The following is an 8,242-nucleotide window of genomic DNA, read 5'->3' on the forward strand; positions in this document are numbered from 1 at the left end:
GTCCAGACGCGTCCACGCGGTAGCAGTCGCCGCAATGCGCCTGCGTAGTCCGCGCGGCTGTAGCGCGCCGGGTTCATGTCAGTTACGACCACGTAACCTCACCGGGCACCGCGAGCGCACCGGCCGGCAGCATCACGTCGTCAGTCGGCGCGAGAATGAGGAAATCATTGATGCCGGAGACGGCGGCAATCGCCGACCACAGATGCGCGAGAATCAGGAATCCGCCCGGTTCGCCCTCGCTTTTCATCAGCGCGTCTATGGCCGCGAGCGCGTCGTCCTGCCGGTCGGGCGCCACGCCGCGAATGCTGATATCGACCGGATACGACATCGGCGCGACGACATATACCAGTGCGGTGACGGGCCGCAATGGATAGATCGCATTCGCCACGGTGAGCTGGTCGCCAGTCGCGGACGTGTCTCTTGTCTCGGCTGACGCGACACCGTCTGTGCCCTGCGGGAAGCCGTCATGCTGCGCGTTCGCCTCATCGAGCATCACGAACACGATGACCGTACCGGCACCGTAGCCATTGCCCGTACACCAGGCCCGCGTGACTCCCGGAACGGCAAGCGCCCATGCGACATAATCGCTGGCCGCCCCACCTTGCGGCGGGTTCTGGTAGACGAACAGGACACGCGCACGGTAGGCATCGTTCGATTCAATGTCTGCGCCGCCCGTAAATGCCGTTGCGGCAACGCCGGTTGAATCGATACCCGGAATCGCGCTGGCCAGCGTGAACTGCGTTCCGGCCGCGCAATCGCCGTTCAGGCCTGCCAGTCCTGCCGGGTCCGGGTTCGCGGTCGCGGCCACCGTGACCTTACCCGCTTCGACGGCAGCCGCCGCAGTGACCGTGTAGGGCAATCCGTCGCTGCGCTTGAGTCCCGTTCCCGTATTGACCGGTATGCCTTCGGTGCCGGTGAACGTGACAAGACCGGAGGACTGCGACGCGCTCTTGCGCAATACGCCCCTGAGCGCGCCCCACGCCTCGAGGAATTCATCGGTCGCCGTGAACGGCGTAGCCTGCAATGCGATCCAGTCGAGATACCCGTACTGCATGTGCGCGAGCCCGGCCTGAACGTCGCCGAGCACGCGCAGATTCGAGAAGCGCAGCAGGGCATCGGCACCCGGCAGGTTCGCATTCAGTTCCTGCGCAACCTGATTGCGCAGGGCCGTCAGCGTCGGTCGTGAGAAAGGCATGCGCCTTACCTACGGGATTACCTGACGGGACTATGATCCCGTCCACACCTCGGGGAAGTTCATCGCGACACGCGTACCGTCTCGGCGGTTCGCGACAATCGCCAGATCAAGCCGGTTCGGTGTAACCCACTGCGGCGTAATGTCGAAGCGCGCGACCACGCCGTCATCAAGTATCCATTGCAGCGCCTCGCTCGCGTAGTCACCGGCGCGCTGCGCCACGTCTCGCGGTCCCTTGACCCGCGAGAGCAGCCACAGGCGCGAGCCAATCGGGTAGTCGGCACTGTCACCCCACCAGCCGCGCCGGTCGCCGTCCGGTGTTTCATCGCTCGGCAATGCCAGCCGGTCGCTGAAGAGACTGATAAGCATGGCGGTCTGCAGGTCGTCGCCGGATCGCAGGGACGCGCCGGCAAGCATCCAGTCGCCGCGCATGTCCGGTACATTCCAGACGGTCGAGATATCGCCCACGGCGCGGAAATCAGAGCTGCGGTTGCGGTGTGTCGCTGGTTGCGGTGTCGCTGCCGCGCTGCACGTCCGGCACCGGATGATGATGCGAGTTGTAGACGGCGCGCGAACCGGCGGCGGTGTGCGGGTTGGTCGCGCTGTTGTCGCGCATGTCGCCCGCACAGGTGATATTGCCGTCGCCCTCGATATCCCCGGTGCAGTGGAACAGCGGCGCATCGGCGGTGATCTGCGGCGCGTTGGTGATCGTGACAGGTTGACCGCCACCGTTGACGACGATACCGGCCGCGGACAGATGGACCGATTGCCCCTTGTCATCGCTGATGCAGACCTCGCCTGGCGCGAGATTGCGGAACCGGTATTGCTGGTTGCCGCACGCGATCACTACGCCATTGGTGCGGTCGCCGCCGAGAAACACCGCGACCGCATCGCTTCCCGCTGGCGGGTTGGACTGGAACCCGTATTCCGCGAGTCGAGGCGTTCCGTCGCGTGTCTCGTTTGCGGATAGCTGCATCTGCACGAGTTGGGCCGCGCCGCCATCATCGACGCGCGTCAGCCGCCCCCGTCCGAGCGCGCGAACGAGGCTCCAGAAAAGCGAGTCCATCTGTTATCTATGCCATTCGCATAGAACCAAAAGGACACCGACAACAAGCAATCTAGAGACACGTATTTTCGGCGCTTGCACGGTTATGATCTCCAGTTCAACAGGAGGATTCGGAATGCCGACGGGAAGTTGTCATGGTGAAGAAAACAAACGGCGAATCGTCAACGGGTACGATCTGGTTCCAGTCGCGCACGTACAGTTGCTTGAAGGTCAGAAGCTCATGGGCTGTTGCGGAGCAGTCACCAATCGCTACTATCACTTTCAAGCGACGCCAAAATCTGGCGGCGAAGTGGAAACGTTCGTGGTCGGCTACCACTGCGCGGAGCGACTTCTTGAATTGATAGATCATCCAAAATTGCATCTGTTCAACCCCTTAGCGGCGTTGGGGGGAGGCGACCGGGGGGGCGGCATTGGTATTGGTGAGAATGGCAACGGCAGGCCGAGAACCGACGTTTCAGACCCGAGAAAACTTATGTGTCCGCTGAACGCAGAACTTTATGATGCAATCCACTTGCTGTGCATGGCGTGGCGCACGGTACCCGGAGCGCCGCTACGCCGGACGCTTCAATTTCTTAAAGATCGTCCCGGCCAACCTACAAACGATTCCTCTGTGGAGAGATTCAACCGGATTGTCGGAGCAGACAGGAAGGAACGCACTCTGACCGCGATGATTGATGAATTGCGCTTGCAGAACCCAAGCCTACGTCACTTTGCGTTTCCCGAAATGGTGGCAGTCCTAACGCGGAGTAACGTGACTAGTAACCTGTAACGACCGACGCCTGCGATACGCCTTATCCTCGTACAAGCGCGGCGGCGGCATCGGCAGGCAACGACAGATCCAGAATCGGTTCGGGCCTGAACGCTTCCGGGGGCATTAGCGTAAGTTCACAACCGGTCCCGCTCAGGTCGCGCCGGTAGGTCACTTCACCAATGGTCCACTTCGCGCCGTCGATGACCTTCAGTTGCGGCAGCGAGAGCGCAGCCAGCGTGTTCGGCGCGTAGAGCGCGCCGTCGCTATCGCGCCATGACGTGGCCGTGATGGCGACCACGTTGCCGCGTCCGATGCGCCGGTTGCATTCCCATAAAGCGTGCGCGTTCGAGACCTCCGCGCCCGCGTCTCCGTTCTGCGCGATGAACGCCTTGGGCCGGAAACGCGGCATCGTGTCATCGGCCACGATGTATTCCGCGAGCGGTTGCTGACCGGCATCTGTAAAAATCCCGGTGCCGACCAGATAGACGCGGTACTCGCTGAAGCGCTGCGAGATGTCACGCGTATAGCCAGCCTGCTCGACATTGATGCCCATCGCGAAGCCGCCTGCGGCTTCTACGACCGATAGCGGGCCGATGACCAGATCGCCGTCCGCGTCCTCATAACACAGTACTTGCGCGAGCTTGCATAGACGGTCGATAACCTGATAGGCCGATTCGCCAACGTTCAGACAGACCTGCGCATGGACGATGCCCGGTGATAGTGCCTTGACCGCAATGCCGAACGGTTTGCAAAGTGCTGCGGCTATGTCGGCAGTCGCCATGTTGACAAACTGGAACGAATCGAACTGCGCGGCGCAGTCGACGAAGTCTTCGCACTTGCCGCGTCCCGATACTGACAACGTATGCGTTGTCGCACTGACGGCTTCCGTCACCCGGTCAACGTAGCCGGTAATGACCGCATCCGCGCCGATGTTCACGACGCAGGGGTCACCTTCCATGACCACGACCGTTGTCGTGTTCGGAAAGCGCTCTGTCATCGAGATATCGAAGTCGGCCGGGATACGCTCCATGCCGCGCGTAATGCGTACGCTTTTCCAGCCCCCGACGGTCGAACCGCTGACGGTCAGGGAAACGTCATCGCTCATGAGGGCAATGATAGTATTCGACGCTGCCAGCTCAGCGTGTTCAGTCCGCCATCAGCACTGGACGCGACTGCCGCCTACCGGCGCAGTTTCAGACACTCTGTCGCGCAAGCAAATGAACAATCAGGTGGCCGACCGCCTCGACAAGAGTAGGACAGCCTTGCGTGATTACCGAATTTGCCGCCCTTCGTAAACGGCCATACGCGAATTTGGTGCATTTCAGGTTTGATACACTTGCGAGGCAAATAAAGGGGCGACATGGACGAATCAAATAAAACATTGGTCGTTGGATCAACCGGTCATCAATTCGTGACGTCGATCGGCTGGGAAGTGCTAGAGCAAACCAACATAGTTGACTTCCACGAGATCGTGGTGGACATGGGTACGCTAGACGTCGTGGAACTCCAATCAAAGGGGCTCTATGACGTAGAGAAAATCCAACGGGCGTTCGCTCGTTTCTTAGCGTCAGGCGGAGTACTTGTTGTCATCGGCGATTGCCGAAACCACCCTGATGGCGGACGAGCGAACAACTGGGAGTGGTGCCCTCTCGTCGTTTGGACCAAGGAGGAGTCGGGAGATACTGTTCGCCATTTGGGTGACGAATTTAAAAAATACCTGAATAACCTTGATCGTTGGACTTGGTACTACGAGTCAAAACCATCAATCACAACAGCCACTTCGCAGGAATACCGTCAAGGAGTCGGCAGCTTGAAGGTTGAAACAACGCCACTCGTCGTGAATAGGTATGACGGACAGCTTGCTTGCCGGGTGGATATTCTCGTCAAGACTGATCCAAAGGAGCCTTGGGAAGCCCGAGGGATGGCAGTGCTACTGCCGCGAATAACGACTCTCGATCTGCGGTTGGCGGTGAACTTGGTCCTGGAAGATCTGCTGGGTCGCCCCCAGACCGCGCCAGTTCCGGACTGGGTCGATGCGGTCGATATGCCGCTTGTTGCATCACTTCAGGGCAAGATTGATGCGCTGCAAGCCGAAATCGAGACCAAGCAGGCTGAGCGCGACGCTCGTATAGTCGAGCGAGACGAATTTGCTCGTTACAAGAAGCTCTTGTATTGCAGCGGCTTTGAGTTTGAAGACCTCGTCGCTGATTGTCTTCAAAAGCTTGGCGGGGCCGTATCAGAAGCTAGGTACTCGGACGAGGAGTTCGTCCTTGAGCACGAAGGGACTGTGTGCGTTGTGGAATGCAAAGGAGTGGCCAAGAGCATTTCACTGACGCATCTGCGCCAATTGGATGGTTACGTATTGGCGTACGAAGAGAAGGAGGAGCGTGCTGGTAAGGGCATACTTTTTGGGAATGCTTGGAGAGATCTACCACCTGAGCACCGCGATACGAATGATCGACCGGTCTTCCCTACCAACGTAAAGACTCGCGCCGAAGAACGCAATATTGCCCTGATCTCATCCGTACCTTTCTTCGAGGCGTTTTCTGCATTCCTTGAGGGGCGTGTCAGTGGCCATCAGCTACTGACGTTGATAATAAGCGCGAGGGGATGCGTGGATTTGTCCGCCATTGAGACCCAGCCTTAAGTTAAGGGTTAGGTTAATGAAGCGCTAAAGACGATTGGGGCAAAGGCAGGATGAACCGGTGCGGCCTGCTGTAGCAATGCGTCGTAGCGCGTCACGTCCTGATAGAGCCGTTGGGCAAGCACGAGCAGAGGCATCGGTTCCGGCGTGCTGACCGTCTGCATGCTCGCCAGTGACGCGCCGCGCGTCGTAATGTCCTGCACCACCGCGACTTCGAGCGCACGTAGCGCTGTATAGCTGGCGTCGTCGCCCGCATCGCCTGCGGTGGTGATCTCCATATCGAGCGCATCGCATACCGTTGAACGCAAGGATTCGGCGTCTTCAAGCGAGGCGAGCGCATAACCGGTCGTGCTCTGCGCGAGCGCGATAACCGCGCTGCGACGGTACAGCATTGTCGTGAGCCGGTTTGCTGCGGTGAGCGCCGCCGTCGCCCGCTTCTGCGGGTTGATGGACGACTGTAACGCGACAAGCGATTGCACGGCCTGATGCGGATCGGGATTCGCGTTCTGCACGGCTCCCACCAGCGCCCGTGTAGCGTCAGACATGCCGGGCCAGTCCGAGACGGCCGCAGCGCTCCCCAGCGCTTTGCCCGCGACGCCTACGGCGGTCCGCGCCTGCGCACCCGCACCAATCAGGTCCTGTATCGTCGTTGCCGGTTGCCGCACGGCGGCGGTGAACTGCCCCACGAACCGGCCATACTGCCCTCGGAGTGTCGCGACCATCGCAACCAGGCTCGTCGCGCGCTGCGTGATCGCCTGCGCCTCCACGACGAAATTCTGCGCAGTGCGTTCAATCTCGCCGATTACGGCCGGCGACGACAGCACGGCGGAAACCGTGCTGAAGAAGTCCTGCGCCACCGCCGCGAATGCGGCGACGGCTGACAGGCCGGTCTGTGCCTGCGTCGCAATCTCCAGCGTCGGAAACTGCTGCGCGCCCGATTCGATGAACGAAAATCGCAGTTCAAAATACCGGCCACGCTCTGAACGTTCCTCGCACTCGAACTCGATCAGCGCGACATTCAGCCGCCCAAGCGACGGATGCACCAGTTCGCCATCGGCGCCGTCACTGTCTCCGGGCTGCTCGCAGACGCGGATCATCGCCGCGCGCTGCGCGATCACGTCACCGCCGCCAGGGGTACCCAGATAGGCGGCATCCTGAAGCAGAAAGCCGCTCAGGCTGATGCGCCGTCCTGCGCGTCCGAGGTCTTCGACCCATACATCGTCGCGGTACGGATATTCGTGGGTGACGTTGCGGCGTCCGACCTTGAGCGTCGAACCGGTTACCGCGAAAGGCACGCCCCGCCATGAGGCGACCTGCAACGCGCTGAAGAACGCAAAGTCAGTCGGGCTCATGCCGCTTATGAGAATGCTTCCATCGGCCGCGCGATCTTCAGGCCCGCAGGCGTGCGGGTCTTGACGGTCACGCTGCCGTCCCGCGCGACATGGACGTGATTGTCGACGTGTACGACCGGCGCGGGCGCGTTCTGCATGCCCGCCGCCGATCCGGGCGCATTGAGTGAAGCCATGTCCGCGCCCGGACTGAGTGACGGCATGTTGGCAAGTACGCCCGGCGCGTAGTTGCGCGTTTCGGCGGGTGCTCGCGCGAGCCCGTAACGATCCAGATTGCCCTCGCCCCAGTTGTAGGCGGAGAGCGCGTAAGTCAGATTCCCCTTGTAGCGCGCAAGCAGACCGGACATCTTGCGCGCCGCCGCGTCTGCTGCCTGCGCCGGATTGAAAGCGTCGATGCCGTACTCGCGCGCCGTCGCGGGCATGAACTGAAACAGTCCGCGCGCGCCTGCGGGACTCACCGCCATCGGATTGCCGCGCGACTCTTTCTGTGCGATCGCTGAGAGCAGACCGGCAGGCAGGCCGTAGCGTGCTTCGGTCCCAGCGAAGTTCAGTTTCTGCGCCCACTGCGTGACAGCCGCGCCGACGCCTGCGGCACCCGCAGTGCCGGACGCGATATTCGCAGGTCCCGCGTTTGTCGAACCGGGCCACACGCCACCCGTTGCAGTTTCTGCGGTACGGATGCGCCTGAGTTGTTCATCCTCTCCGGTGTTGAGCTTTTCACTGTGCAGACCGAGATACGCACCAACGGTCGCAGGATTCACGAAGCGCAGCAGCCCCCCCGCCAGGCGTGCGAGCAGGCCGCCGCCCGCTGCTGCCCCCGCACCCGTCATCGCCTCGGCTGCCATGCCTGCCGCTGCACCGATGCCGGTCAATGCGCGCGCGAGCATGAAGCCCCTGACCGCGAGCATTGCAATGCTGCCGAAAGCCGAAGCAATCGACGCAATGAATCCGCCCGTCATGTACAGGGCCAGCGCTGCGGCGGCGACCTTCCAGCCGCCAATGGCCTCCACCGCGTCACCAACCCACGAAGCGAAGCCGATCAGGCCGGCCACAACATCCGTGACGCCCTGCGCAAACCTGTTCCAATCGACCGAGGCGAGCCAGCGCGCAAGTCGTTGCGCAAGCTCCACAATCCGCTGCGCGATCAGTTCGCGGTTCTTCGCAATCCATTCGGTAAAGCGGTCAATCATCGGGCCGAACACCGGCGCGAGACTGTCTGCAATCGATGCTTTGAGCCCAT

The 8,242-nt window shown here is 61.3% G+C and carries 8 protein-coding genes; 2 read left to right on the forward strand and 6 right to left on the reverse strand.

Annotated elements, in window-relative coordinates:
* Positions 1–82: 82 nt before the first annotated feature.
* Genes F6X37_RS34920 through F6X37_RS34930 form a run of 3 tightly spaced genes read right to left on the reverse strand, consistent with a single transcriptional unit; the run spans position 83 to position 2,258 of the window.
* On the reverse strand, positions 83–1,195 hold the full coding sequence (locus F6X37_RS34920; RefSeq protein WP_187614559.1) for a baseplate J/gp47 family protein: 1,113 nt from the start codon (positions 1,193–1,195) through the stop codon (positions 83–85).
* A gap of 30 nt (positions 1,196–1,225) precedes the next feature.
* Positions 1,226–1,660: a phage GP46 family protein gene (locus F6X37_RS34925; protein WP_316252034.1), complete on the reverse strand. Its 435-nt coding sequence runs from the start codon at positions 1,658–1,660 to the stop codon at positions 1,226–1,228.
* 10 nt (positions 1,661–1,670) lie between these two features.
* A complete protein-coding gene (locus tag F6X37_RS34930; RefSeq protein ID WP_187614560.1) occupies positions 1,671–2,258 on the reverse strand; it encodes a phage baseplate assembly protein V in 588 nt (195 codons plus the stop codon).
* Positions 2,259–2,373: 115 nt separating this feature from the next.
* On the opposite strand from F6X37_RS34930, the gene F6X37_RS34935 reads away from it, so the two are divergent.
* A complete protein-coding gene (locus tag F6X37_RS34935; RefSeq protein ID WP_187614561.1) occupies positions 2,374–3,027 on the forward strand; it encodes a hypothetical protein in 654 nt (217 codons plus the stop codon).
* Between the two features lie 22 nt (positions 3,028–3,049).
* On the opposite strand, the gene F6X37_RS34940 is transcribed toward F6X37_RS34935, so the two are convergent.
* Positions 3,050–4,114, reverse strand: a complete 1,065-nt coding sequence (locus F6X37_RS34940) for a phage baseplate assembly protein (protein WP_187614562.1) — start codon at positions 4,112–4,114, stop codon at positions 3,050–3,052.
* Positions 4,115–4,369: 255 nt separating this feature from the next.
* Between F6X37_RS34940 and F6X37_RS34945 the strand changes: the two genes are divergently transcribed.
* Positions 4,370–5,656, forward strand: a complete 1,287-nt coding sequence (locus F6X37_RS34945; RefSeq protein WP_187614563.1) for a hypothetical protein — start codon at positions 4,370–4,372, stop codon at positions 5,654–5,656.
* 8 nt (positions 5,657–5,664) lie between these two features.
* Here F6X37_RS34945 and F6X37_RS34950 read toward each other — a convergent pair whose 3' ends face one another.
* Both F6X37_RS34950 and F6X37_RS34955 read right to left on the reverse strand, forming a co-directional pair.
* Positions 5,665–7,005: a DNA circularization protein gene (locus tag F6X37_RS34950; protein ID WP_187614564.1), complete on the reverse strand. Its 1,341-nt coding sequence runs from the start codon at positions 7,003–7,005 to the stop codon at positions 5,665–5,667.
* 5 nt (positions 7,006–7,010) lie between these two features.
* On the reverse strand, positions 7,011–8,242 hold a 1,232-nt coding region (locus F6X37_RS34955; RefSeq protein ID WP_222945032.1), incomplete at its 5' end, for a lytic transglycosylase domain-containing protein.

This window comes from Paraburkholderia sp. 31.1, assembly GCF_014397645.1.
Classification (GTDB): Bacteria; Pseudomonadota; Gammaproteobacteria; order Burkholderiales; family Burkholderiaceae; genus Paraburkholderia; species Paraburkholderia tuberum.